Consider the following 22,157-nt stretch of genomic DNA (forward strand, 5'->3'; position numbering starts at 1 on the left):
TTTGCCTCGGAGGTTTACCCGTGCTGCCGCTCAGTTCTAAGATTTTGTTTTTTGTGTTCGCGCTCGTCTTTGGGGGTCTCGGCGCTTGGGGCTTTTACCGACTTTATCTGCGGATTCGGCGCGGTGCTCCCGCTTCCGAAACGCGCTTTGATGTGCTGGGCGGGCGAATCGTCTCGGCGCTGGTGGTGGCACTGACCCAGGAGCGCACCTTTCGCCGCCGCAGCACCATCAGTATCTTTCACGCTTTTATTTTCTACGGCTTCGCTTATTACCTGTTGGTCAATTTGGTGGACGGTCTGGAAGGCTATTTCCATTTTGTGATCACGTCCAACCATATCTGGGGCAAAATCTATAACTCGCTGGCGGATATCTTGAGCTTCTTGGTGCTGTTGGGTGTCGTCGGCTTGGTGGTGCGCCGCCTTTTCTTGCCTTCCAAACGTGACTTCCGGTTTAACGGCAAAAGCCTGCTGCACCCACTGGTCAAAAACAATTACATTCTGCGCGATTCTTTAATTGTCAGCGCTTTTATTTGCTTTCATGTCGGCAGCCGTATTCTTGGGCAGGGCGCTAAGTTAGAACTGGAAGGCGGTGACGTTTGGCAGCCCTTTTCAAGCTGGGTGGGCAGCACACTGTTCGGCGGCGCTTCTGAGTCGGCGCTTTACAACTGGCGGGTCTTCGGCTACTGGGGAGCGCTCGGCTCAGTGTTGGCCTTCTTGGCTTACTTTCCATATACCAAGCATATTCACATTTTCATGGCTCCGCTCAATTACGCTTTCAAACGCACCGCCAACTCCGGCACCTTGCCGCCGATGAAAGGTCTAGAAGCGGCAATGGAAAGTGAAGATCCCAAAATCGGCGTAGAAAAGCTGGAAGACTTGGAATGGCCGCGTTTGTTAGATGCTTACGCCTGTATTCAGTGCAACCGCTGTCAGGATGTTTGTCCGGCCAATGCCACAGGCAAGGCGCTGAGTCCGGCGGCATTGGAAATCAACAAACGGATGCAGCTCAATGAAATTGCCTCGCATCCCAGCCCCTTTACGATGAAAACAGCCAGCTTTGAACAGGGTGGCCTGACTGAACTGCCGATGCTGGAGTTTGCCATCAGCGAGGAAGCGGTCTGGGCCTGCACGACTTGCGGCGCTTGTATGCAAGTCTGCCCGGTTCAAGATGAACAGATGCTCGACATCATCGATATTCGCCGCCATCAGGTGATGGTCGCGGGCGAATTTCCGCCGCAGCTTCAAAGTGCTTTCCGGGGTATGGAGCGGGCGCAAAACCCCTGGGGCCTGTCGCGGGACAAGCGGTTCGAGTGGGCCGACGGCCTGAAAGTGCCGACCATCGACGAAAACCCCGAACCCGACATCATCTACTGGGTGGGCTGCGCGGCCAGCTACGATCCGGGCGCTCAGAAAGTGGCCCGCAGCTTTGTGCAACTGCTCGACAAAGCTGGGGTGAATTACGCGGTGCTGGGCAAAAAAGAAGCCTGTACCGGAGACAGCGCCCGCCGCGCCGGAAACGAATTTTTGTATCAGACGCTGGCTGAAGAGAATATTCAGACGCTCAATCAGGTGCGGCCCAAACTGATCGTGGCGACTTGCCCGCACTGCATGAACATCATCGGCAACGAGTATCCGCAGCTCGGCGGGCATTACCAGACCATGCACCACACCGAGTATTTGGAAACACTGGTGGCGGGCGGGCAGCTCCAAACCGCGCCGCTCTCGGCTTCGGTGACGTACCACGATCCTTGCTATCTGGGCCGCCACAACGGGGTCTATGACGCGCCGCGCCACGTCATTCAGAGTATGGGCATCGAAATTTTGGAATTGGAGCGCAGCCGCGAGAATTCGTTTTGCTGCGGTGCGGGCGGAGCACAGTTTTGGAAGGAAGAGGAAGCAGGCGAGCAGCGCATCTCCGACAACCGCTTTGAGGAAATTCAGAGCCGCTTGGACTCTGCTACTGCCGCTGCCAAGGAAGGCAAGGTGTTGGCGGTGGGCTGCCCCTTTTGCAAATCCATGCTGGCGAGCACACCCACCAAGCAGGGCCGTGACGACATCGTGATCAAGGATGTGGCCGAACTCCTGCTGGAAAGCGTGCAACGGGCGGCGGGCGAGTGGCAAGAAGCCGCGCCTGCCCCCGCCGCTGAGCCGGTGGCCGTGCCGATTGCCGAGCTTCCCGTCGCTGACGGACACGGCGAAATTAGCGCCGACGCGCCGGACGCGGTGGTGGGCGAGACAGCTTCCGAAGTGATCAACGAGCAGCCGGAAGAACCGGCCCAGCCCGCACCCACCCGCAAGAAATGGGGCCAGAAGGATGAGGTCAGCATCGCGCCTGTGGGGGACGTACCGCCAGCCGAAGCCGAGCCTGTTCGCAAGAAATGGAGCAAAAAGGACGACGTGAGCGCTGAAGTCGCGCCCATTGAAGCTCAGCCGGTGGGCAGTGCCGAGCCTGCGCCGACCCGCAAAAAATGGGGCCAGCAAGATGACATCAGCGTTGAGTTGCCGCCCAGTGAAACCGCTGCACTCAGCACCGAAGCGGCTCCCGTTCGCAAAAAGTGGGGCAAGGCCGCACAGGATGACGTAAGCGCCGCGCCTGTGGTCGAAACCCCTACGCCTGAACTGACTTCGCCTACTGCCGAGCGTCCCAAATGGAAACCTGCTCAGGCCAAAGCCGAGCCTGCTCAAACTGGGGAGCAAGCGGTGAGCGAACCAGTACCTACTGCCACCGAGCGCCCCAAATGGCAAGCCGGTAAACCTAAAGCCGAGGCAGACACGAAAGAGGTTGAGTCTACTCCAATCGAAACGGCTCTCCAAGCGGAAGCAACTGCCCAAAATGCAGAGCGCCCCAAATGGAAGCCCGCCGCTGCCAAAGCGCCCGCGCCCGAGGCCAGCGAACTGAAAGCCGTTCCCACGCCAGCCGTTCAAGCGGAATCTGTTCAGCCTAGCCCGGAGACTCCTCCCGCTGAGCGCCCCAAGTGGCAGCCCAAAGCCAAAGTGGAGGCCACATCAGCGCCAACGCAGACGGTGAACCTCGAACCCGTTCAAGAGAAACCCACCGAAGATTTGGCCCAGCCCGACGCCGTCACCCAGCCTGAAACAGGGCGCAAAAAGTGGACGCCTAAGAAGTAATTTTGGGTTTCGCTTTCGTTTATCCCGTTCTCCTTTCTAATCCCACATTACCTGTACGGGTTTCGGGAGTAGAATGGTCGCATGTGGGTTTCGACCAAAGCTCAGTACGGCCTCCGCGCACTCATTGACATCGGTCAGCGGCCAGGGGCAGCCGTGCCGCTCAAAGATGTCTCGGATCGCCAGGGCATCAGCCAGCATTACCTTGAGCAAATCGCCGCCAACTTGCGCCGCGCCGGATTTATTCGCAGCGTGCGCGGCGCTCACGGCGGGTACATCCTGTCGCGCCCGCCGCAGCAGATCAGCGCTTGGGACGTGGTGGTGGCGATGGAGGGCAGTATCGCGCCGGTGGCCTGCGTGGAAGACGAGCATTCGTGTGACCGCACTGGCGGCTGCTCCACCGAAGGGCTGTGGCGGCGAGTCGACAACGCCATTCGCGGCGTGCTCGGCAATGCCAGCTTGGCCGATTTGATGGCCGAAGAAGTGCAGGCTCAGCACGGGCAACTGGTGCAGTTCGGGGCGTTGCCGCCACACCTGTAGGGAACTGAAGGGCAAAGTAGGCAGCCGCGCCGCGTTATCCTGCTCGGTATGTACGCTCGCCTCAAACCGCTTCTTTTTCAATTAGACGCTGAACAAGCCCACCACCTGACCATGACCGCCTGCGCGGTGGCGGGGCACGTTCCGGCCTTGCCGACGCTGCTCGGCGCACTGACCCGCCCTGTTGCGGGTCAGCTGAGCCAAAACCTGTGGGGCCTACCCTTCGCCTCGCCCATCGGCTTGGCGGCGGGGCTAGACAAAAACGCTGAGGCAGTGGGCGTGTTTTCCAATCTGGGCTTTGGCTTTTTGGAAGTCGGAACCGTGACCCCGCGCCCTCAGACGGGCAACAAGCAGCCACGCCTGTTCCGTTTGCCGAGCGATGAGGCGCTGATCAACCGGATGGGCTTTAACAATCTCGGTCTGGAGATGCTGGAGCGCCGCCTGCGAGGCCGCCATGCCGTGCCGATCTGGGCCAATATCGGCAAGAACAAAGACACGCTCAACGAACAGGCGGCGGACGATTACCGCGCCGCCGTGCGTGTCCTCTACGGTGTGACAGACGGCTTTGTCATCAATGTCAGCAGTCCCAACACACCGGGCCTGCGGGCCCTGCAACACGCCAGCGAGCTTCACACTTTGGTGTCGGCGGTGCTGGACATGGCCGAGGAGCAGCGTCTCAAAACCTTAAAACCCAAGTTGCCTATTTTGGTCAAGTTGTCCCCCGATTTGGATGAGCGCGACTTTGAAGCCAGTGTGGACGCCGTAGCGCGGGCGGGAGCCTCGGGCCTGATCCTCTCCAACACCACCCTGAGCCGTGAGGGACTGAACCATTCCAGCAAAAGCGAAAGCGGCGGCCTGAGCGGCAAACCGCTGACCCGGCGCAGCACCGAACTCGTCAAACAGGCTTACCGCCAAACGGGTGGAACTTTGCCGATTGTCGGCGTGGGCGGCGTGTTCACGGCTGAGGATGCCTACGCCAAAATCCGTGCTGGAGCCAGCTTGGTAGAGGTTTACACCGCCCTGATCTACGAAGGGCCAGCACTGCCCAGCCGCCTGAATGCTGGGTTGCTGGAGCTGCTGCGCCGCGACGGCTTGACGCATATCAGCGAAGCGGTGGGAGTGGACGCCTAGGAGAGGTGGGGAGTGGGCTGGAATTACTGGCCGCCTTCATTAATGGGCCGCTCAGCGCACCTTCACTCCTTTCGTCGCTGGCTGCTTGCTCAGCCACGCCACGAACCTTTGCACGCTTTCCTGTTCCAGCAGGGCGTCTACTGAGTTGAGTTCTCCGGCCAGCTCGGCGTTGCTGAAGGTCTTGTGTAGGAATTTGTGGCAAGCTCCGCACAGCATCACGGTGGGCAGGGCGTGGATTTTGACGCCGCGCCGCCGGCCCTGCGATTTGGGAATCAGGTGGTGCTCGGTCAGGCTGGGGGTCTGCCGCTGGCACAGGCCGCAGCGCGGCGCGTCGGTGGGCGGCGGCGGCCAATCCGAGTGGGGTAGACGGCGAGGCACTCTTCAGGATGGCGCAGTACGCAGCGGGGAATGGTGGCTTTTTCTAAAATGCGTATTGGGAAACGTCTTTCGGAAGCGGGCGGTGGCGGAGTCTACGCCCTTTACGGTAATGACAAAAAAACCGCCCCACATTGGGAGGCGGTTTTCTTATTGATTTTTATGGCTTGCCGATTACTCGGCGGAGATGCGGGCCAGCGCTTTTTCGTCGCGCAGGGTGATCTTGCCGTAGCCCGCGCTGATCACACCGTCGCGGCTGAGTTCGCCGACCACTTTGGTGACGGTTTCGCGCACGCTGCCCACGGCGGCGGCCAGTTCGTCATGGGTGGCGTAGATCATGGTTTCGCCGCTGTCGAGCTGGCTGGCCAGTGCCGTGTCTTTGAGTTCCAGCAGTTCGCCGGCGATGCGTGCCCGCAGACGCTTGCCCACGAGGCGGTAAATGCTTTCGTAAGCGCGTTCGAGCGTGCGGACGAGGTGGGTGGTGACTTCGAGGTTGTCCTCGTTGCTCATCAGCGCGGGGTTGATCACGTCCACGGTGCTGTCGGTCACGGCTTCAGCGAAATACTGGCGGTCTGAACCGGCCAGGGCTTCTTCACCAAAATACTGACCGGGCTTGACGTAGCGCAGGGTCAGGCCATTGCCGTCGTCGTCCATGGTGTGGATTCGGACGAGGCCGCTGGCCACCCGGTAAAGCATTTCGGACTTGCCGGGATAGAGGATCACGACGCCGGGGCGGTAGGTGATGGTGTCGACAAAAGTTTTTTCGAGGAGCATGGTTGTGCCTCCTGAGGCTGAGTGGTTGCGGAGCCAAGTCAATCCTGGCGATGAACACAGTCTACACTTAAGTCACAATTTTGTAAACAGTTTTGTTTCTTTAATCAATGTTTAGATCACAAATGTAAGAAGTCTGACATGACTCACATTCTTTGCCTTCTGATTTGGCAATACTCAGAAAAAGCAGCGCTGGGCGCTCAAGTTTGATGAGTGATTCCTAAAGTGAAACGTGAGCAAAGCTCCAGATGATGTGTAGTTGGTGAGTCAGAGAGTACGTGGCCGACAGACCCATAAAAAAGAGCAAAGGCTGCGAATGGCCTTTGCTCTTTTTGTAGACTTTTACGGCACTTACAATTCGTCTTCGCGGCGCACCGAGAAGGCGCTGATGACACGGTCTTTGTCCTGAATATTGATGACCTTGACGCCCTGCGCATTGCGGCCCGTCACGCGGATGTCGTCCACGCGGGTGCGAATCACGGTGCCTTTCTCGGTCAGCACCATCAGTTCCTCGTTGCCACCCACGCGGGTGAGCGCCACCAGGCTGCCGGTTTTTTCGGTCACGTCCAATGTGATGACGCCCAAGCCGCCGCGCCCTTTGCTGGGATAATCACCGACAGGAGTGCGCTTGCCCAGACCGTATTCCGAGACGGCCAACAGTTCACTGTTCTCGTCGCCGCCCGGTACCAGCGTCATGCTGACCACTTGGTCGCTTTCGCCCTCGCGCAGGCGAATGCCGATGACGCCCTGGGTGGCGCGTCCGGTGTCGCGCACTTCGGCAGAGTCGAAGCGCATGGCCTTGCCGTTCTTGGTGGCCAGCACCACATGGTCGCCGTCTTGCACGATGCCCACGCCGATCAGCTCGTCGTTGTCTTGTAAGTTGATGGCGATCAAACCCGCCGAGGAGATGTTGGAATACTCGGTGATCAGGGTTTTCTTGATGATGCCGTTCTTAGTGGCGAACACGAAGCAGCCCGCTTCATCAAAGCCGCCCACGCTCAGCACCGAGGCGATATTTTCTTCCTCGCGCAGGCCCGGCAACAGGTTGCGGATGTGCGAACCCTTGGCATCGCGCCCGGCTTCCGGCAGATCGTAAATCTTTTCGTGGAAGACGCGGCCCTTATCGGTGAAGAACAGCAGGTAATCGTGGGTGCTGCCGACAAAGACGCGGGTGTTGATGTCTTCCTCGCGCAGTTTGCCGCCCGACGAGCCGCGCCCGCCGCGTTTTTGTTCACGGTAAGCGTCCAGATTGGTGCGCTTGAGGTAGCCCGCCCGCGTCATGGTAATGACCATATCTTCCACGGCGATCAAGTCTTCGCGGTTGATGTCCTCTTCGTCTTCGGTGACCACGGTGCGCCGCTCGTCGCCGTACTTTTCGCGCAACTCGCGCAGCTCCTTGCGAATCTCGCGCCACAGCAGCTTTTTGTCGCCGAGGATGCTCTCCAAACGGGTCACGATGGTCATCAGTTCGTTGTACTCGCCTTGCAACCGCTCGCGCTCCAGGCCGGTCAGGCGTTGAAGGCGCATATCCAAAATCGCCTGCGCCTGAATGTCGTCGAGGGCAAAGCGCAGCATCAAACCGTCTTTGGCCTCGCTGCCGGTGTTGCTGCGGCGAATCAAGGCGATGACTTCGTCGATGTGATCGAGCGCTTTAAGCAGCCCGTTCAGGACGTGCGCCCGCGCTTTGGCCTGCTTGAGCTCGTAGACGGTGCGGCGCGTCACCACGTCGGCGCGGTGGGCCAGGAAGTACATCATGGTGTCGATCAGCGGCAACACGCGCGGCTGGCCGTCCACGATGCTGAGGTTCATCACCGTGAAGGTGGTTTGCAGTTGGGTGTATTTATACAGCTGATTGAGCACCAACGTCGGCATGGCGCTGCGTTTGAGTTCCACCACGATGCGGACGGGGTCTTTGCGGTCTGATTCGTCGCGCAGAGCCGAGATATCAGGAATCTTGCCGGCTTTGTACATGGCCGAGATGGTCTGAATCAAGTTGGTTTTGTTGACCTGATAAGGAATCTCGGAAATGATGATTTGGTGCCGCCCGTTTTTCTCTTCGATGCGGGCCTTGCCGCGCACCTTGAGGCCGGAGTGTCCGGTCAGGTACGCTTCCCGGATCCCGCTTTTGGAAAGGCGGCCGCCGGTCGGAAAGTCGGGGCCGGTGACGTGCGTCATCATTTCGTCGAGCGTCATCAGCGCGGCTTTTTCCTGCGCGGTGTCGCCGGGCTTTTCGGTAATGGCCAGCAGGCCGTTGATGATCTCAGTCAGGTTGTGCGGCGGGATGTTGGTGGCCATGCCCACAGCAATGCCCGACGCGCCGTTGACCAGCAGATTCGGGAAGGCGGCGGGCAGCACGCTGGGTTCTTCGGTGGTCTCGTCGTAATTGGGCTTGGAGATCACGGTTTCTTTTTCCAAGTCGGCCAGCACTTCCTCGGCCAGTTTGGTCATGCGGGCCTCGGTATAGCGCATGGCCGCCGCCGCGTCGCCGTCCATGCTGCCGAAGTTGCCCTGCGGATCAACCAAGGTGTAGCGCATGTTCCACCACTGCCCGAGGCGCACCATCGCGTCATAAATAGAACTGTCGCCGTGCGGATGGTACTTCTTCATCACTTCGCCGACCACGGCCGCCGATTTGGCGTGCTTGTGGTTGCTCAACAGGCCTTCTTGCAACATGGCGTACATGATCCGGCGCTGCACCGGCTTCATGCCGTCGCGTACGTCCGGCAGAGCACGGTCAACGATAACGTTCATGGCGTAATTGATAAAATTGGTCTTGACTTCGGTGGTGATGTCAACAGGTAGGATTCCAGTCATGCATACTCCAGTTGGGGCCGCGCAGGAGCAGCTTTGTGAGCAGTCCATGCGGGTGAGGTGAGCCGTCAGCGAAGTCTACCACAAATTATGCTGTGAGCAGAATAGGGAAGCAGCTTGGCAACCTGTCCAGTATAGCGCAAAATCCCAGACTTTGCTTGTCGGTTTGCTCGTCTGGGCGCGGGGATTTGGCGACTTTTGAGGAATTGAGCAGGCTCTTAGGCCGGAACTTCAAACAGCCGAGGTTGTTGACTGGAGAGTTGGCTGCCCTGCTCACGCTCTGCTCCACCAACAAATTGCCTGCCGATAGCCAACCCCAGTCCTACCGGTACAGCGTTGCCAATCTGGCGGTACTGATCGCTGAGGCTGCCGCAAAACAGCCATTCATCAGGAAAGCCCTGAAGTCTGGCCGCTTCTCTGACACTGATGGGCCGGTGCTCGGTGGGATGACACATATCGGTGGCTTTCTGGGCCGGACTGGTGGTCACGGTGGGTGCAGGCTTGTCCCAACTCAGACGGCGGTAAAAGCCGACTTTGCCGCCGCCCGAATGGTACGCGCCGCCCATCGCCGCTTGCTGAAGTTCAGGCGGCAGGCTGCGCCAGTTGCCACCTTCAGGAACCAAACGCAAATACTGGAGCCGGGCTTCGCTGTACGGTTGGAAGTGGGGATGAGGGTCGTCGAGGTTACTCAGCGCGTCGCGCAAGGTGCGCCACCTCGGCAGCGAACCCCCGTGCTGAGCGTGAGTGGCGGGCGGCAAAGCCAGCGCTTCATGATCGCGTGAGCCGAGCAAGATAACCCGCTGGCGGCTCTGGGGCACGCCGTAATCTGCCGCGTTGAGCAGGCCGTAAACAAAGCTGTAGCCAATTCGCTGAAACTCGCTCAAAATCACTTCAAACGCCGAACCGCGCTGCTCTTCGGGACTGAGCGTTTTAGAAGCAGGGCCGCGCTCTGAAATGGGCCGGTGCTGAAGGGTGGCCGACAACAGACCGCGCACATTTTCCATTACGAAAAAGCGTGGTTGCAGGTCGTTGACCAGCCGCAAATAATCTCTGAAGAGGCTGCCACGCGGATCGTTGAGCGCTTCACGCCGCCCAGCAGTGCTGAATGGCTGACAAGGTGGCCCGCCAGAAACAAGAGTGACCTCACCGCGCTGAAGACCCGTGGCGCTCAGCAAGTCACCTGCGCTGACCTGCTGAATGTCGCTAAAAACGGGAAGCGCAGCTTGTGTGTTTTGACGGATGGTGGCTCTGGCGGCGCGGTCAAGTTCAACGGCGGTCAAAGTGTCAAAGCCTGCTGCCGCCAGCCCCAAATCAAGCCCCATCGCCCCCGAAAAAAGCGAAATATGGGTGAGGGCGTCTTTCATATTGAGAGTTTAGCGTTTGGCGAAGCGGCAGCGTAGTCACGGATAAATTGGTGAAAGCCTGCTTCGCTCAGAGGTTGCGGCAAACTTGCTGGAAAATCAGCCCATTTGGTCGCGCCACTTGCTGCGTTGACCCTGTACCATTTCTGAATAGTGGTGCCGGTTCGGATGGCCGCCGAGGAACTGTTCTCGCTGTTGCTGCGATTTTTGATTTGCAGAGCGGTAGATAGATCGCTCCGAATAAAATCCACGGCCCGTAGACTATTGCCCGCGCACCAAATCCAGTCGTGGGCTTCGAGTTCCTGTGCCAAGTACCGCTCTAGCAGTGCGCCAAGCAGGTTTTCAGCCGCCATCGATTGACGGTGAAATCTGCTCGCCAGCTTCAAACGGTTTTGATCGGTGAAGCCGGCAGCAAAAGCACTCAGAATGATGTCTACGGCAGGGTCGGCGGTGGTGGCACTTTCACGCAAGATCAGTTTCTTCTGACGTTCAGCAGCGTAACTGCCGATCAAGGTGCGAAAAAATGCGGCTGCCTCCTCATCGGTGCTGCTGAACGTGAGTTCTTTCTTGCCAAACCTGGGAAAAGCACTCAAGGCTGTGCTCTGAAGGCCGTAGGAGATCAATGCTTGGAGCTGCGGCGTCCAAGCCAACGCGGCGTCATGTGCGGCAGCCTGAGCCACCTTGAGGAGATGTTGTTGTGGAAGCACGTCAGGAGTCTAGCGCCCTCGCTGCTTACGCGATTTCTCCAGTGAAACGGACAAATTCGGGCTGGCCCGGCAGATGGAAGCGGCAACTTTGCGGTGGGCGTACGTGTACCCCCAGCTCAGCTCACGCCCCGCCACATCCAAACCCGCGTCTCCCGCTTAAAACATAATGAGCCGCTCACCCCCTTGGGCGCTCAAGCAAGGGCGGAGTCACCCCTTTTGGGGTGGCCCCCGCTCTTTCACTTTTCACTGACCTATTGGACTCCACCGGTCAACTCGTCATAAGGACAAAGCGGATGCTGAAGCTTGTTATTGGAGGTGCTGCGGTGCTGGGATTGTCGTTGATGTGGTGGCAAAAAAGCAAATCTGCTCGGCCCGTTCGGCGGGTCAGACTCCCGGAAGTGGAAGTCGTGCCGCCCGATCCGGTGGATTTTAAAGTCCCGCTCCAACAGGAGCGAGCGGCTGAGGTGCACAGAGGAAGCAAGGTGATACGCTGAAAGTGCGTGGAAGACACTGACGAAGTGCTGATGAACCGAATGGCTGGCGGCGACGAAGCGGCCTTGACGGCGCTGTATGGGCGCTACGCTCCGTATCTTTACGGCCTGGGCCGCCGGATGCTGCGTCAGCAAGACGACGTGGAAACCTGTGTACAAGACGCTTTTTTCAATGCTTGGAAGGCAGCAGGCCGCTTTGATCCCAGTCGGGCCAGCGTCAAGACGTGGCTGGTCACGATTGCCCATAACCGAATGCTTCAAGCGCTCCGAGACCGGCCCGAAACGGGTCTAGACCTCGAAGAGTGGGACGCGCCGACGGCCTCGCCAGACCGCATCGAGCAAGTCATCGCTCAGCGGGCAGTGGATATTCTCGGTGAACCGGAAAAAACGCTAGTGATTTTGGCGTTTTATCAGGGCTTTTCGCACAGCGAACTCAATGAGCGCACCGGTCTACCACTGGGCAGCATCAAAACCTACTTGCGCCGCGCCCTGGCGCAAATGCGGGTCTTTTTAGAAACGCCGGTGGCTTCACCCGCCTCCGTACCGCCCCTTTCCCCGAGCGTTCCGTCTATCAATCCGGCCAAAGGAGGTCAGCAAGATGCCGAATAACGTACAGTCAGAACCATCAGAGTCGGAGAGCGAATTTGAAGAGATGCTCAGCTTGTATGCCTTCGGCTTGCTTGACGCAGGCGACGCCGCCCAAGTCGAGCGTCGACTGACCTCTGAACCACGCTGGCAAAGCGAGTTGCGGGCCTTTCAAGATACGCTTTCAGCGCTGGCTGACCCGGCTCCTGTGCCTGCGGGCAGCGCTGAGCGGCTGCTCAAGCGGGTGCAGGCTGAGGCCCAGCAACATGCACCGCAGCAGCAACACCCGCAGCCCGCCAGTATCTCTGCCAACCTGCCGATGCCCCAGCCGCCGCTCTCTGAGCCGTCTGACACCGAACTGCTTGTCACCAGACCGCGCCCCGCTTACCTCGGCCCGCTGCTCGCTTTGGGGCTGGCCGCCGCTGTGGCCGCCGTGCTGCTGCTGCCGCGCCTCAGCTCCTCACCCGAACAGCAACTCGCCAATTACCAAACCCAAGCTGGGGCCGTGACCACCCAACTGAACACTAAAGACGGGCAGAAGCTGGGTACAGCCGTCAGGCTCCAAGATGGCCGCGCCTTTGTGCTGCTGGCCAAGGGCGCTCCGGAGGGCAAGGCTTACCAAGCGTGGCAAGTTTTGGGCGCGGCCCCCGAGTCGCTGGGTGTCTTCAATGGCCGCAGCTTCCTGACCGCGCCGCTGAGTGGCAAAGTGACATTTGCAGTCAGCGTGGAGCCGCCTTCTGGCAGCGCTCAGCCGACAACCACGCCCATTTTGGCGCAGGTGCTTTGAGCTGAACGTTCACAGAAAAAGCGGACACTAACCCAAGGCGCAGGCAGAGAGCAGGAAGCCCGCGCTTGCGCTTTTTCCAATACTTTACGTTCCGCTCTCTCCCGCTTCTTCGCTCCAAGCCCGCACCACTTTCAGGTGTTGCCCGTCGCCGTCCACGACGGCCACCAGTGCGCCGCTGAGCAGCACCGTAAAGCGGCCCACCCGCGCGTCGGTGGGCCGCTTGCCTTGGCGCAGGTGCAGGGCCATCTCGGGCGTGGCTTCCAGAATCGGCAAGTCGATGGCGCTGAGATCAGGCAGCCCCGCCGCCTCACCAAGTTGCTCAAGTGGCGCGGCCTGAGACAGCTCGAACCTTCCTGCCCTAGTGCGGATCAGGCCCGACAGGTGCGCCGGAACGCCCAGCGCCGCGCCCACATCGCGGGCCAGTGAGCGCAAATACGTGCCGCTGCCGACCCGCGCCCAGACCAGCAGCGTGGGAAAGTCGCCCAGTGGCGGCGGCAAATGAATCGTGATCCCTACCGGGCTGGCGTTCCAGCGTCCATCTGGTGCGGGGCAAAAGGTGCGTGGCGCGGCGCTGAGGCTGCCGTAAATGCCGAGCAACTTGAGTTCGTGTAGTGTCACGCTGCGGGCGGGCAACTCGATTTGCCCTCCAGCGCGGGCCACCGCATAAGCCCGCACGCCGCCGACGTGCAGAGCGCTGTACTGTGGCGGAATTTGCTGCTGCGGGCCGGTGAAGCCCTGTAAGACGGCTTCGATGGCTTGGGCGTCTAATTCGGGCACGAAAGCCGTCTCGGTGACTGGCCCCTCGGCGTCCAGCGTCGGGGTGGCTGCGCCCAGACTGATAAAGGCCAGATAATCCTTGCTGTCGCGCTCCATGAACTGCACCAGCTTGGTGCTGCCGCCCACGCACAGCACCAGCACGCCGGTGGCCAGTGGGTCGAGTGTGCCGGTGTGCCCGACCTGCTTGGTGTTCAGGATGCGCCGCGCCCGCCCCACCACATCGTGCGAGGTCAGGCCCAGCGGTTTGTCAACGACGTAAATCGGCATCGGCGTCAGGCTAGCACAGTGCATGCTTCGTCTCAGCGCGGCAGCACATCTAAATGCTGAGGAGGCGCTTATGTCTTTTTACCGCAAGCCCAAACGAATTTGAACTCCTCTGCGCTCTTGGAGAGTAACGTGAAACCATCTATAAAAAGCCTAGAAAAAATTGAGGGTTCGCTCCATCTCAACCTAGAATCTGTCAACACAGAAGCCGCTAACACTTCACCTGCCCCGGCAGGAAACAGCTTGACTTGGAAGATCAATGCACTGGAAGAACGCCTGATTCATTGGTGGGCGCTGCACGGCATCATGCTGCTGAGGATTTCGCTGGGATTGGTGTTTTTCTGGTTCGGCGTGCTTAAGTTCTTCCCGGGTATCAGTGTGGCGCAGAACCTTGCCACCCACACTATTTCGGTGCTGACCTTCGGCTTAATGCCGCCTGCGGTGAGTTTGCCGCTGCTTGCGACGTGGGAGTGCGCCATTGGGCTTGGTCTGCTGACCGGACGATTTTTGCGCCTCACCTTGCTGCTGCTGCTTGCGCAGATGGCCGGAACTTTTTTGCCACTGCTTTTTTTTCAGCGCGAGACGTTCAATGTCTTTCCCTTGGTGCCCACCCTCGAAGGCCAGTACATCATCAAAAATCTGGTGTTGGTGTCGGCCGGACTCGTCATCGGCGCGGCGTCGCGGGGCGGCCGCATCATTTATGACCCGGGGGCGCTGGCAGTGGCCGAGCGCCTCCAAAGTCTGCGCGGGCGCTACCGCCGCCGCTTTCACCGCGATCCCTAAAGAAGAGGCGAAGGTGCCTGCACCCAAAGGCGGATGCCCAGGGGCTTCCCAAGCAAATTATGTGTAGAAACTGGCTTTTAGAATTCGGTGAGGCATGAAAAGATAACGCTGTGGCGCGGGTAAATTTTTGCATAGGATCTTGGAGTCTGGCGGCGCTGTGCCGCTGAGCCGAGCGCCACTTGCTTTTCAAACCGAGCCTGCACCGCTCCTCGGGGCGCAGCGCCGCGTCATCACCCTCTACACCGAGGAGGCCGCCGCGCTCACCGATGAAGGCGGCTGGCTCCGTCAGCTTCTGACAGGAATGCCGGAGATGCATTTTCAAGTGCGGCTGCTGGCCCGCACTGCCCCGGGCCACACGGCTGCGCCCTTGCCTGTTCTGCTCAACCAGCCGCTGCCACACGCAGCCGAAGCTCAAATCTGGTCACTTTTTGCGCCGGAACCGCAGCGCCCCACTTTTTCAGCCGCCGAAAAAAGTGAAGTCGAAGATGCCCTGGCCAGTTTGGTCACGGGCCTGTGTGTGCCGGACGCCACCGCCTTCACCGAGAGTTTGCAGGCTCTGAGCGAGCTGGCCGGTTCAGGTTCACTGACGGCCATGTTGCTGAGCGGTCAAGCGGCGCGGCAAATTTTGTGGGCCTGGCAGCAGGTGGCCCGCCCCAATTTGCGCCCGCGCTTGCCGGTGCCCAGCATCACCGACGCCTTGGCCCTCGCCGAGTGGCTCTGCGGAGCGCTGCGGCCTCTGGCGTATTCGCCGCCCGCCGCCGAGCTGGCGCAGGCGCAGGGCAGCGGCGCGGCAGGTTTGGCGGCGCTGCACGGCCTGTGGCGGCGCGGCACGCCGTTTATCTTGCTGGAGCCGCAGGCCACTTTGCGCCAGCATTACCTCGAATTTCGCCGCCGCCGCGTGCCGCTGGGCCAAAAAATCATGCAACTGCGCTTTGAGCGCTTGCTTTCGCGGGCGGTGTACCGGCAGGCCAGCAAGGTGGTGGCCGGTTCGGCGCGGGTGAGGCGCTGGCAAGAGCATCTGGGTGCGCCTCCAGCCCGCACGCTGCTCAGGAGCGGCGGCTTGCAACTGACCCGCGCGGCTTGGGCAACCCAGCCCATCAGCCCTGAGCCGGAACAAGCGGCGGTGGTGTGGTGCGGCGAGTGGCGGCCCGAAGAGCAGCTCGAGACGCTGCTGAGGGCTTTTGATCTGGTGCGCCGTCAGCGGCTGGACGCCCGCCTGAAGTTGTTTGGTCAGCCGGTGGCGGGCTTTCCCGCTTACCGGGCCTGGGTTGGGGAGTTGATTACCAGCTTGCGCCTTGAGCGCTGCGTCACGCTGGAAGCGCTACCCACCGACCGGGCCGAGGTCTACCGCGCCGGACAACTGGTGGTGCTGACGGGCTCGGCTTATGAAGTGCCCTCAGCACTCTTGGAAGCCATGACGCTGGGCCGGGCCATCATCGCTCCGCGTGAGGAAAGCTCGGCGGAAGTGCTGGGCGAAGCGGGCGTGCTGTGCGCGGCGCAGGACTTGCTGGCGCTGTCGTCGCACATCTTGCGGCTGCTGGAAAACCCTCCGCTGCGGCGCACGCTGGGGGAAGCGGCCCGCGCCCGCTCAGTGCTCTTTTCCTCCGACGGCTGGCTGGATTTGCAGCGGGAACTGTGCGAACAGATCTTTGGCAGCGCCGCCGAAACCGATTGGGGCCACAAGCCCTGGGCGGAGACGAAACTCGATCTCGGTTTTCCCGACGACCTTGAGCTCGGCGATTTTGACTTCGGAAGAAATTCGTGAGTTTGTTTAGCCGGCGCGGGCCCGATACCCTGGAAACCTCGCCGCTGCCCGAATCACCTCAGGAAGCTGAGCCGCTGCATCTTGACCAGCCGCCGCCCAACGACTTGCTGCGGGCGCTGGCAAAGCAGCTTCGCCTTGAGCGCCGCCAAGCCGCCGACCCCGAGGAATTGGCGGCCGTTTTGGAAGAAGAAGGCTACAGCGACGAAATTTTGCGCGGACGCTACAACCTCGGCGGACTGTTCGACACCGCCGAGCAGTTGTACGCCCTCAAAATCGGCCCGCGCCGGGCGGCGAGTTTAATCGCTCTTTCGCTGCCGTCTCGTCGCTGGCTGTGGCGCGGGCCGCTGCTGCTGCTGATCGGCGGCGCGGCGCTGGGCAGCGCTCACCTTTTGGGTCTGCGGGAAGCGCTGAGCGCTTTGGCCGCTGCAGGGGTGGCGGCTTGGGGCACCGGCCTGCGGCTCTCGTGGCTGCGGCAAGTCTCGCAGCTCGCTCCCCAGCGGCTACGCCCCCGCTTACTGTGGGGAACGCTGGCGGGCGGCGCTTTGGGGGCGCTGGCGACGCTGCTGTTGGGCCGAGCCTCGCCGGAGACGCCCGCGCTGCCCAGTGCCGTGTTGGGAGCGCTGCTGGGCGGCGGCTACAGCGCCGCTCTCATTTCGGCGGGCGTACTACTGGCGCTGGCGCGTTGGCCGTTGGTGGTCGTGGTGTTCGGCGCAGCTTGGGTGCTGGCCTCGGTGCTGTCTTCGCCCGCTCTCGGCGGCAGCGGTTGGGGGAGTATGGACTGGGGGGTCGTCCTCCTGCTGGCCCTGGTGGGCGCGGCAGTGGGAGCGGCGTTGTGGGCCACTCAACCGAGTTCGGCACAGCAGGGTTCGGCACAGGGAGGTTCAGTACAGTGGAATCCGGCGCAGTGGGGCGGCCGGCCAGCCGACCAAGCAGGCGGCGCTCCGGTGCAGGCCGCCGCGCTCCCCTTGCCGCTGGGTGCCCGCTGGGCCGAGTTGCAAAATCAGTTCTCTGGCCTCAGCGCTTGGCCGCTGATCAGCTACGGCTGGGCCTGTGCGCTGGCTTTCGTGGCGCTGGCGTGGCGGGTGGGGAGCGGCGTGCTGGTGCTGCCGCTGCTCTTGTTCGGCGCTTTGGAATGGCTCTCGGCGCTGATGCAGGCCCGTCTGCGCCAACTGGCTCAGCGTCACCAAGATCCGTCCAAGCTCCGGCGCGGCGCACTTTGGCCCGCGTTCGGTGCGCCGCTGCTGCTGCTGCTGCTCAGCGGCCTCCTCGGCACGGCCCTGCGCTGGCTGGGCTTGATCAGCGCTGAGACGCAGCCAGTACACCTCTGGGGTGCGGCGGTGCTGAGCGCGGCCCTGCTGCAAAGTACTTGGCTGGCCCGGCAGCCGCATCAGTGGCCCCGCTTGGCGGCGATGTGGCTGACCGGCGCGGGCCTGCTGGCCACCTCGTCGGTCAATTGGTGGGTGCCTCTTTTGCTGCTCACGCTGACGCTCACGCTGCTGTGCGACGACGCTTTAAGTGACTTGAGCACCTACCGCTGAGCTTGGCCGCTACACTCAAGGGATGTCCCCTTCCCCTCGGCGCATCGGTTTGACTGGCTCTATTGGCGCGGGCAAAAGTACCCTGGCCCGCTTGCTGCGTCAGCGCGGCTTTACGGTACTGGACGCCGACGAGCAGGCCCGCTTGGTGACCCGTGAGCCGGAGACCCTCCGCGAAATTGAAGCCGCGTTTGCGGGCGTGGTGGTGGACGCAGAACTTGACCGCCCCGCCCTCTCGGCCCGGGTGTTCGGCCATCCTGAAGAACTTGCCAAGCTCAACGCCATCGTTCATCCCCGTGTCAGGGCAAGAATGGCCGCGCTGGAACAAGCCGCCGCCGCAGCAGGCGCAGGCACCATCTTTCAAGACGTGCCGCTGCTGTTCGAGGGCGGCAGCCAGCACCTGTTTGACGTGGTGCTGCTGGTCGACGCGCCGCTTGAAGTTCGCCTAGAGCGTGTGCTGGCCCGAGACAACCTCAGCCGCGAGGCGGCCCTGGCCCGAGACGCGGCCCAAATGCCCGCCGCGCAAAAGCGTGAGCTGGCCGACGCGGTGCTCGACAACGGGGGAGACGAGGCCGCTCTCGCCGCGCAACTGGACGAAGTGCTGGCGCGGCTGGCGTTGAGGCCGTGAGCGGTTAGAACCTTGATTACACCGCCGGATAAAGCTGACCGGCAGGCACATTAAACGTGCGCTCAGCTGTTTCGCCTGCCACCTTCACCAGTGCTTGCAGCAGCGGCAAGCTGGCCCGCGTGGCCAATACCGATAACCCCAGGGAGCGTTCAAGTGGCGCGGGTAAAGCCAGCACCTGAATGCCGGGCAACAGCGGCTGGGCAGTCAGCACCGACATGATGCTGACGCCCAGCCCGTGCTGTACCATCCCCAACACCACGCTGTCTTCATCGATGTGCTGCACTGCCGATGGGCTGACGCTCTGCGCCTGCAAATACTGAAAGACTTTGACAGCACACGAATCGTGCTCAGATGGGAGCAGAAGCGGCGTATGCCTTAGCTCGGCAAACTGAAAGGGGTGAGGGCCGCGTTGTTTGGAAGTCAGCAGCACATATGGATCGCTGAGCAGCGGCCAGCTCAGCAGCGGGCCCGAGAGCGGCAGCGAGGTCAGCACGGCGTCGGCTTGGCCACGTTGCAAAAGTTGCTGGGCGTGCGAATCGCTGGAAACGGCCAGCACAGTGACGTTGACCGCTGGGTAAAGCTGTTTGAGGCGGGCCAGTATGGCGGGCAAAACGTAGGTGCCGATGCTGCGAAAGGTCGCCAGTTTTAACTCCCCGCTCAGCTTATTGCCGTGTTCACCGCCCTGCAAGGCTTTTTCCAAATCGTCGGCGGCTTGCACGCTTCTCAGGGCGTGTTCAAAGAATTTTTCTCCAGCCTCGCTCAGCAAAGTGCCGTGTGGTCCGCGCTTAAACAAGGTTTTGCCCAGTGCTTTTTCAAGCGAGCGCACCGCTTCGCTGAGGCTGCTTTGCGACATGCCCAGTTCGGCAGCAGCGCTGGAAAAGCTGCCCTGCTCGGCAACACTCAAAAAGACCCGCAGTTGTGAGAGGGAAGGACCGGCCATAGCAGCAGTTTAGGGGGTGCGCCGCTGGCCCTATCGGAAATGCCGAAGGCCACCTCATTGCGCCGCCTTGTTTGCCGATGGCCTCCCACGGCGGCTGGGCGCAGACTTTGGGCATGACAACTTTAGACCATCAGGTTTTAGATCAGCGGGCCTCGGCGGGTGCAGCGATTTTTGGCAGCGCCTTTGTAGAAATCCTCAACCCCAGCGGCTCGGCGGTGTGCCTGACAGGGTTTACCACTCGGTTGTAGTCGGTGGCCCGCCTCGGCGACCAAACTTTGGAAGCGCGGCCCAGCGCTGGCCCGCTGCGGGTTGCCGAACTCTTGGCCGGCTTGCGGGCGGCGGGCCTGACCCCACTGGGTGTGCGTCTGCGGCCTGATTTGCTGTCAGCAGGTCTGCCTGTAGCGGCCACGCCTCAAGCGCCCGCCTTGCGCTGCCCAGCTCACTCGCCTTTCCCCAATCCATAAACCGCCAAAAACCTCGCCACCCGCGCTGCTAAGGTCGGCAGCGCCGAGACTTCGCCGCAGACCCAGTCCGGCGCGTAGTTGCGGCAAACCGGGGGGCGATCCAGGTAAATCTGGCACAAGCAGCCCGCGCCGAGATGCTGGCAAGGCACGCCCAGCGGCTTGCTGAGGGCGGCGATGTCGGGGGCCGCGCAGCAAGCGCCGCAGCCGCTGCACTCCCGCTGCCAAGCGCTGCGCGGTGCGAAGTCACTCGGAGCGGTAAAAAGGTCGTGGGCGCGGGTCATTTCGCCGGTTTAGCTGCCGTAGCTGCCGCCGCAAAAACTGGCGTGCGCCTGCAAATTGACGCCGCCATTCGGGAAAAAGGTCAGGCCGGTGGCCCGCTGCACTTCGTCCACCGTGACGGCGTAGCGCAGGAAGTTGCTGCGGGCGGGCGGCAATTTGCGGTTGGGCAAAATAAACGCCCGCGCTCCATTGCCGGACACCACGATTTTGTAAATGGAACTCGGCACCGCCACTTGGTCGTCACCAATGGTCTTGGGTTTGCCTTCAAAAATGGGGCCGGTCATCACATAAAGGCTGCCGAGCTGCTTGGCGCACGAGCGGGTGGCACTCTCCAAGCTGGCCCAAATGCCGCTGTTCATTCCCGAGTCCTGCGGCACCATGTTGGACAGATAAAACGACTGGTTCATGGCCTCGTCGCTGCTGGTGAAGTCGGCGGCGGGGGCCATGTGGCCGCGTGCGTAGCCAGATTTCCGGTAGTCGTTGAGCGACGCACTCTGCGGGGCGCTGAGGTCGGGATCAGGCTTGAAGTTATCGGCGCGGCTGACTGAGCCGTCAAACTCATTGGGCTGCAACTTCTCGGCCACCACCAACGGGACTTTGCGCTGCGGGTCGTAGACGCTGATGTATTCGTTGCGGCACAGCTTGATGACATCGACATTGGCCTGCGGCTGTCCGGCGGCAAACTCGTCGGTGCAGTTGTCGCCGCCGCCCGACGCCGTTTTTTTGGGGCAGCCGACCAATAAGGCGCTGAGCAAAACGAGTCCAGCAGCGCTCCAAAGCTGCTTGGCCGTAGGTTTGGATAGGGGAGGCTTCATGTACTGGCCAGTTTAGCGGCTCAGACCCTGAGGTGTCGCTTTAGGCGGGGGCATCGGCTGAGAAATCCAGCCCGTAACACAAACTGTTTTCCATCCCGGCGTAATAACCGAAGTTGGCAATCCGTGTAAATCCGGCGCTTTCATAGAGGCCCAGCGCTTCCTTTTGGAGGTCGCCGGTTTCCAGCACCAAGCGGCTCAGGCCACTTTCGCGTGCCCACCCGAGTAGTCCGTTCAACACGGCGCGGCCCAACTGGCGGCCTCTGGCGCTCGGCAGGGTGTACATCCGTTTAATCTCTGCTGTCTTGAACAAGAAATCGTCGCCCAAGGGTTTGAGGCCGCCAATGGCCAGGAGTTCGCCGTTCTCCTCGTACCCGAGCAGCACGCCGCCCGCCAGCGCTGCCGGATCAAACGGCTCGGTGCGCTCGTCGGTGTCGTCGTAGAGGACTCGGAGTTCGCGCTGCTGCTGAAGCATCAAAGCGTGGGCGCGTGTATCGTCAATGGAAAGCGTAAGCAGCGGCATGAGCGCAGTCTAGTGCGCCGTTTGGCTTAGCCTGCTCCTGCGCCAGACAGCCGATAGGCAAGCTCGCCAACAGCCCCTAGACTGAGTAAGCAGTCAGGGGCAAAGCGCGGTGTAGACACTCCGAAATGGCCCCTGATTCAAACCTAAACCAAGTTGGTCGGGCCGAAGGTTCAGGGTTATCTTCATGAAAAGAATCCCCCCTGCTCCATTCCTTGTCCGGCCAATTTTTCTGTGAACTGGCGCTGAGGGCCGAAGCGGTCACGGTTATTTCACCCACACCCCCTTTTTTGATCGCCACGTTGGCACTTTTGGGGCGGAAGCAGAACGTTCAACTGCTCTAGGTTCGATTCCTGGCTTGAAATGGCCCTTTACCGTGGCCCAAACCCCTTGTCCTCAGCATCTTTCCTTTTGGGTTTGGTGCGGCGTGCAGGTTTAGTCCAGCAGTCAAGACGCCCGGCAACCCGTCGGGAGACGGCGGTGCAACTCCGCTCAGCCTGCTTTATTTTCTGCGTGCTTCAAGCACAACACCTGGGACGGTAGCTCAGTTGGTAGAGCATGTTCCTCTGGCATTTCCTTGCCCTGCTTACGAACTGGGCCGAAGCCGCGAGGATTATCACTTTTAATGACACGGTCGTGGGTTCGAATCCCACCCGCCCCACCACTTCCCTGCATCTCGGTGCGACCTGAACCCCGCGCCCGCCTCACC

The 22,157-nt window shown here is 61.1% G+C and carries 21 protein-coding genes and 2 tRNA genes; 13 read left to right on the forward strand and 10 right to left on the reverse strand.

Annotated elements, in window-relative coordinates:
- Window positions 1-20: 20 nt before the first annotated feature.
- The 3 genes from EHF33_RS01665 (at window position 21) to EHF33_RS01675 (ending at window position 4,793) form a co-directional block, all read left to right on the forward strand.
- Complete coding sequence (locus EHF33_RS01665) at window positions 21-3,128, forward strand: heterodisulfide reductase-related iron-sulfur binding cluster (protein WP_124867336.1); 3,108 nt, start codon at window positions 21-23, stop codon at window positions 3,126-3,128.
- Between the two features lie 81 nt (window positions 3,129-3,209).
- Window positions 3,210-3,665, forward strand: coding sequence for an RrF2 family transcriptional regulator (locus EHF33_RS01670; protein ID WP_124867337.1), 456 nt, complete (start codon window positions 3,210-3,212; stop codon window positions 3,663-3,665).
- Between the two features lie 48 nt (window positions 3,666-3,713).
- Window positions 3,714-4,793, forward strand: a complete 1,080-nt coding sequence (locus EHF33_RS01675) for a quinone-dependent dihydroorotate dehydrogenase (protein ID WP_124867338.1) — start codon at window positions 3,714-3,716, stop codon at window positions 4,791-4,793.
- A 51-nt stretch (window positions 4,794-4,844) separates the two neighbouring features.
- Here the strand turns inward: EHF33_RS01675 and EHF33_RS01680 are convergent, their stop codons facing one another.
- The 5 genes from EHF33_RS01680 to EHF33_RS01700 all read right to left on the reverse strand — a co-directional run bounded on the left by EHF33_RS01680 (window position 4,845) and on the right by EHF33_RS01700 (window position 10,818).
- Window positions 4,845-5,171 carry an HNH endonuclease gene (locus EHF33_RS01680; protein ID WP_164473379.1) on the reverse strand — a complete coding sequence of 109 codons (327 nt, stop codon included), beginning with the start codon at window positions 5,169-5,171 and terminating at the stop codon, window positions 4,845-4,847.
- 171 nt (window positions 5,172-5,342) lie between these two features.
- Window positions 5,343-5,942: a helix-turn-helix domain-containing protein gene (locus tag EHF33_RS01685; protein WP_143719945.1), complete on the reverse strand. Its 600-nt coding sequence runs from the start codon at window positions 5,940-5,942 to the stop codon at window positions 5,343-5,345.
- Between the two features lie 348 nt (window positions 5,943-6,290).
- On the reverse strand, window positions 6,291-8,753 hold the full coding sequence (gene gyrA / locus EHF33_RS01690) for a DNA gyrase subunit A (protein ID WP_124867339.1): 2,463 nt from the start codon (window positions 8,751-8,753) through the stop codon (window positions 6,291-6,293).
- Window positions 8,754-8,968: 215 nt separating this feature from the next.
- Window positions 8,969-10,114: a DNA cytosine methyltransferase gene (locus EHF33_RS01695; protein WP_124867340.1), complete on the reverse strand. Its 1,146-nt coding sequence runs from the start codon at window positions 10,112-10,114 to the stop codon at window positions 8,969-8,971.
- A complete protein-coding gene (locus EHF33_RS01700) occupies window positions 10,111-10,818 on the reverse strand; it encodes a SinI family restriction endonuclease (RefSeq protein ID WP_206431595.1) in 708 nt (235 codons plus the stop codon). Before EHF33_RS01700 ends, EHF33_RS01695 begins: the two co-directional genes overlap by 4 nt.
- Before the next feature lie 500 nt (window positions 10,819-11,318).
- Here EHF33_RS01700 and EHF33_RS01705 point away from each other — a divergent pair, with 500 nt between their 5' ends.
- Both EHF33_RS01705 and EHF33_RS01710 read left to right on the forward strand, forming a co-directional pair.
- Window positions 11,319-11,918, forward strand: a complete 600-nt coding sequence (locus EHF33_RS01705) for an RNA polymerase sigma factor (RefSeq protein ID WP_241191205.1) — start codon at window positions 11,319-11,321, stop codon at window positions 11,916-11,918.
- A complete protein-coding gene (locus EHF33_RS01710; protein ID WP_124867341.1) occupies window positions 11,908-12,681 on the forward strand; it encodes an anti-sigma factor in 774 nt (257 codons plus the stop codon). The genes EHF33_RS01705 and EHF33_RS01710 overlap by 11 nt, the downstream gene beginning before the upstream one ends.
- Window positions 12,682-12,765: 84 nt before the next feature.
- On the opposite strand, the gene truB is transcribed toward EHF33_RS01710, so the two are convergent.
- Window positions 12,766-13,725 carry a tRNA pseudouridine(55) synthase TruB gene (gene truB, locus EHF33_RS01715; RefSeq protein WP_124867342.1) on the reverse strand — a complete coding sequence of 320 codons (960 nt, stop codon included), beginning with the start codon at window positions 13,723-13,725 and terminating at the stop codon, window positions 12,766-12,768.
- Between the two features lie 240 nt (window positions 13,726-13,965).
- Here truB and EHF33_RS01720 point away from each other — a divergent pair, with 240 nt between their 5' ends.
- The 4 genes from EHF33_RS01720 to coaE all read left to right on the forward strand — a co-directional run bounded on the left by EHF33_RS01720 (window position 13,966) and on the right by coaE (window position 18,433).
- Window positions 13,966-14,505 carry a DoxX family membrane protein gene (locus EHF33_RS01720; RefSeq protein WP_241191206.1) on the forward strand — a complete coding sequence of 180 codons (540 nt, stop codon included), beginning with the start codon at window positions 13,966-13,968 and terminating at the stop codon, window positions 14,503-14,505.
- A gap of 157 nt (window positions 14,506-14,662) precedes the next feature.
- Window positions 14,663-16,270, forward strand: a complete 1,608-nt coding sequence (locus EHF33_RS01725; protein WP_124867343.1) for a DUF3492 domain-containing protein — start codon at window positions 14,663-14,665, stop codon at window positions 16,268-16,270.
- The gene (locus EHF33_RS01730; RefSeq protein WP_124867344.1) at window positions 16,267-17,808 is read left to right on the forward strand and encodes a hypothetical protein; all 1,542 of its coding nucleotides are present in this window, start codon (window positions 16,267-16,269) and stop codon (window positions 17,806-17,808) included. Before EHF33_RS01725 ends, EHF33_RS01730 begins: the two co-directional genes overlap by 4 nt.
- A 22-nt stretch (window positions 17,809-17,830) precedes the next feature.
- Window positions 17,831-18,433 carry a dephospho-CoA kinase gene (coaE, locus tag EHF33_RS01735; protein WP_124867345.1) on the forward strand — a complete coding sequence of 201 codons (603 nt, stop codon included), beginning with the start codon at window positions 17,831-17,833 and terminating at the stop codon, window positions 18,431-18,433.
- A gap of 16 nt (window positions 18,434-18,449) precedes the next feature.
- Here the strand turns inward: coaE and EHF33_RS01740 are convergent, their stop codons facing one another.
- Window positions 18,450-19,373: a LysR family transcriptional regulator gene (locus EHF33_RS01740; protein ID WP_124867346.1), complete on the reverse strand. Its 924-nt coding sequence runs from the start codon at window positions 19,371-19,373 to the stop codon at window positions 18,450-18,452.
- 113 nt (window positions 19,374-19,486) lie between these two features.
- Here EHF33_RS01740 and EHF33_RS21705 point away from each other — a divergent pair, with 113 nt between their 5' ends.
- Entirely contained in the window at window positions 19,487-19,621 is a 135-nt protein-coding gene (locus EHF33_RS21705; RefSeq protein ID WP_277425526.1) for a hypothetical protein, read from the forward strand.
- A 3-nt stretch (window positions 19,622-19,624) separates the two neighbouring features.
- On the forward strand, window positions 19,625-19,837 hold the full coding sequence (locus tag EHF33_RS01745; RefSeq protein WP_124867347.1) for a hypothetical protein: 213 nt from the start codon (window positions 19,625-19,627) through the stop codon (window positions 19,835-19,837).
- Here the strand turns inward: EHF33_RS01745 and EHF33_RS01750 are convergent.
- The 3 genes from EHF33_RS01750 to EHF33_RS01760 are packed head-to-tail and all read right to left on the reverse strand — an operon-like array spanning window position 19,813 to window position 21,451.
- Complete coding sequence (locus tag EHF33_RS01750; protein ID WP_124867348.1) at window positions 19,813-20,118, reverse strand: YkgJ family cysteine cluster protein; 306 nt, start codon at window positions 20,116-20,118, stop codon at window positions 19,813-19,815. The two genes, EHF33_RS01745 and EHF33_RS01750, sit on opposite strands and share 25 nt — an antisense overlap.
- A gap of 9 nt (window positions 20,119-20,127) precedes the next feature.
- Window positions 20,128-20,931 carry a DNA/RNA non-specific endonuclease gene (locus EHF33_RS01755; RefSeq protein ID WP_124867349.1) on the reverse strand — a complete coding sequence of 268 codons (804 nt, stop codon included), beginning with the start codon at window positions 20,929-20,931 and terminating at the stop codon, window positions 20,128-20,130.
- A gap of 40 nt (window positions 20,932-20,971) precedes the next feature.
- Entirely contained in the window at window positions 20,972-21,451 is a 480-nt protein-coding gene (locus EHF33_RS01760) for a GNAT family N-acetyltransferase (protein WP_124867350.1), read from the reverse strand.
- A 426-nt stretch (window positions 21,452-21,877) separates the two neighbouring features.
- On the opposite strand from EHF33_RS01760, the gene EHF33_RS20985 reads away from it, so the two are divergent.
- Both EHF33_RS20985 and EHF33_RS20990 read left to right on the forward strand, forming a co-directional pair.
- A tRNA-OTHER gene (locus EHF33_RS20985) sits at window positions 21,878-21,950 on the forward strand.
- Between the two features lie 31 nt (window positions 21,951-21,981).
- Window positions 21,982-22,112: transfer RNA gene (locus EHF33_RS20990), tRNA-OTHER, on the forward strand.
- The last annotated feature ends 45 nt before the right edge of the window (window positions 22,113-22,157 follow it).

Origin of the sequence: Deinococcus psychrotolerans (assembly GCF_003860465.1) — a bacterium.
Classification (GTDB): Bacteria; Deinococcota; Deinococci; order Deinococcales; family Deinococcaceae; genus Deinococcus; species Deinococcus psychrotolerans.